The sequence below is a fragment of the Pseudomonadota bacterium genome (genome assembly GCA_039714795.1).
Classification (GTDB): Bacteria; Pseudomonadota; Alphaproteobacteria; order JAGOMX01; family JAGOMX01; genus JBDLIP01.
Map to the genome: position 1 here is coordinate 1 of JBDLIP010000179.1, position 2,350 is coordinate 2,350.

A 2,350-nucleotide genomic window follows, 5' to 3' on the forward strand; every position below is an offset into this window, starting at 1 on the left:
TCACTTGCAAGCATAATCGCAGATAAGCCTCGGATACCCAATTGTCATTCAACACGGATCTGAATGGACGATCTACCCTGACATTTGGAGAAGATACGAAGTTAGGTCCAAGCACATTTTTTTAGAAAAATTAAAAATTGAAGGAGAAAATTATAGACTAATTGAAATGATCATGGTATTAATTTTTTAGAACCCGTGGACAAAAACTCACTTAAAAAGTCCTAAAATTTGTCCAGTCCATGGGGTGCAGCGCAATATACCTTAGTAGGGTCTTACACATTTAAGCACGCCAACTGATTGTTTCTAAAAGAATTTTCGGGAAATTTAGGCTCTAGCCGTCAAACTCAAGTTGAAGATACTCCCGAAGAAAGCAGCTTTCCCAAAGATCAAGCCACCGCCCCGGTTCGTTCTCCGCATCGCAAGTAAGATAACATCCACACTAAAAAATCAAACGTTCGTTAAATCTCTTTTAAATCTTTCTGTGCACAATGAAAACATGCCAGAGGGAAACAAATGGATTTTGACTCAATACTCAGATTTTTTCGCGTTACCAAAGAGGGAGAAACATCTTGCCAAGAGCAAGATGTTGCTTCACCTATTTTAAAAGACGATTTCTTCGTTAATGATTTAAATCCTACTGATATTTACGAGTTTGCAGAAAGTTTTAAAATACTGAATGTGTTGGATGAAACTAATGTGCAAACCCCTATCAATGCCAACAAAATAATAGATAAATCTTTCCTTTATCACAATGACGATCTTACAGTTATAGATCTGGAGAATGCACATGATATCCGCTGGAATGATTTCATGAAGGATGACGTAGATAGCACAACACTCCAGCCTGCTAATTGCGAAAAGAAAACAGCTACTGTGGATCTTGATACAATCATTAATCATGAAGGTGATCTTATATTTGCCGGCGATGAATTTGATACTATCAATTTTGCAGATGAAGGGTGGGAACTTATTGAACACATCTCTGGTGACCAGGATCATCCAAATTATGACGTGTTCTTACACGTTGAAACTGGTGCAGTCGTTCAAATCGAAAACTCAATTATCACCCATTATCCTGAAGGGTAGGAAGACCTATTAAATGGAAAGCAATACGAATAAGCAACAAAAAAAAGAAGCAGAGTTTCTTAGTATTTTTGACATATATAAACAGTTTCCTTTTGACTGGTCTCTTATCTCAAATATTATCCACTGGCAGTCAGGAACAGAACTTCTCCTTGGAGACTTGTTTGCGTTTGAAACTGGCGACCAATTCATTAATCGAATGGATAGCAAAGCTTTTGAAGAAAGAGTTAAGAATTTACATAATCTGCTCGTATCAAAAACACCTTTTGAGCAAACTTATGATCTTTTTGTCCAAAACGATCAAATCTGCACAGTTTGCGAGAAAGGACGGTTGGTCAATTCTCCGCAAGGGTATCCCGTACAATTTCAAGGAGTGCTAGAGTGCGTTTCTCCGCCTGTATCAATGGATCGTTCGGCGCAGCCGAAACCTCCGGGTACGAAAGATAAAAACACAGGATTTCTACATCGGCAGGCCATTGTAAAGCACCTTGAGAAAATTCTAGCCGATGACACTGGTGAGCCCATCGAGTCAGCATTCGTTCATATGCGTATCAATCGATTGGCACAGATAGGATTGCAGTATGGTTTACAAGAAACTCAAAAGGTTATAAAGCGCATCGCCAACGAAATTAGAGGCGTTATGCGGGATTGCGACGAGATAGGGCGGCTTTCTGGTAATAGCTTCGGGATCATTCTTGACAAGTGCAATCAACACGAGATAGTGGCCGTTGCCAAACGATTGGTTGAGGCAATTGAATTTGCTGGTATTCGTGCCAAAGATAGTAATGTTCCGATACAGGTTGCAATTGGTGGCAGCGTCATTCGGGCTCATGAAAAGATTACCCCAGAAGTAATCATACAGCACAGCGAGCGAGCCCTTATGGATGCTGTAAACATCAAGAAAATGGCACTACCTACAGCTTTTGTTTCCCAGCGTTTACAAAACCAGGAAGAAATTTCCCACAGCCGGCGCAAAGAAGACCTGCAAGACCAGCAGAGTTAGCTCTGCTTGTCTTGCTTATAGCTTATAGGCAGTTGTTTCCGGCGCATCTTTGCCCTCCTGGAAATTCGTTACACAAATGTTAAATATTTCAGAAAAATTATCACATCTAGGCAATTCCTACTGAAGCAACCCAACAGAACCACCAAATATCCATGAACTTCTACAATGGGTATGACCGGTCAATAATGTATTGAAAAATAAAGGCACAACAATCAAAAATCTGCTAAACCTTTAGAAGTAACAAAAGATAAAAAGGGTTAAAAT

Annotated in this window: 2 protein-coding genes; both read left to right on the forward strand. The window is 39.7% G+C overall.

Going from position 1 to position 2,350, the window contains the following annotated elements; translation table 11 throughout:
* The first annotated feature begins 513 nt into the window (after positions 1 to 513).
* Positions 514 to 1,086 (forward strand): hypothetical protein, encoded by a 573-nt coding sequence (locus tag ABFQ95_08465; GenBank protein MEN8237547.1) that lies wholly within the window; start codon positions 514 to 516, stop codon positions 1,084 to 1,086.
* Positions 1,087 to 1,099: 13 nt separating this feature from the next.
* Positions 1,100 to 2,086 carry a GGDEF domain-containing protein gene (locus ABFQ95_08470; GenBank protein MEN8237548.1) on the forward strand — a complete coding sequence of 329 codons (987 nt, stop codon included), beginning with the start codon at positions 1,100 to 1,102 and terminating at the stop codon, positions 2,084 to 2,086.
* Positions 2,087 to 2,350 lie beyond the last annotated feature (264 nt).

Bases quoted from the DNA above. Each gene is read 5' to 3' on its own strand.
- ABFQ95_08465 (MEN8237547.1), top strand. From the start codon at position 514: ATGGATTTTGACTCAATACTCAGATTTTTTCGCGTTACCAAAGAGGGA.
- ABFQ95_08470 (MEN8237548.1), top strand. From the start codon at position 1,100: ATGGAAAGCAATACGAATAAGCAACAAAAAAAAGAAGCAGAGTTTCTT.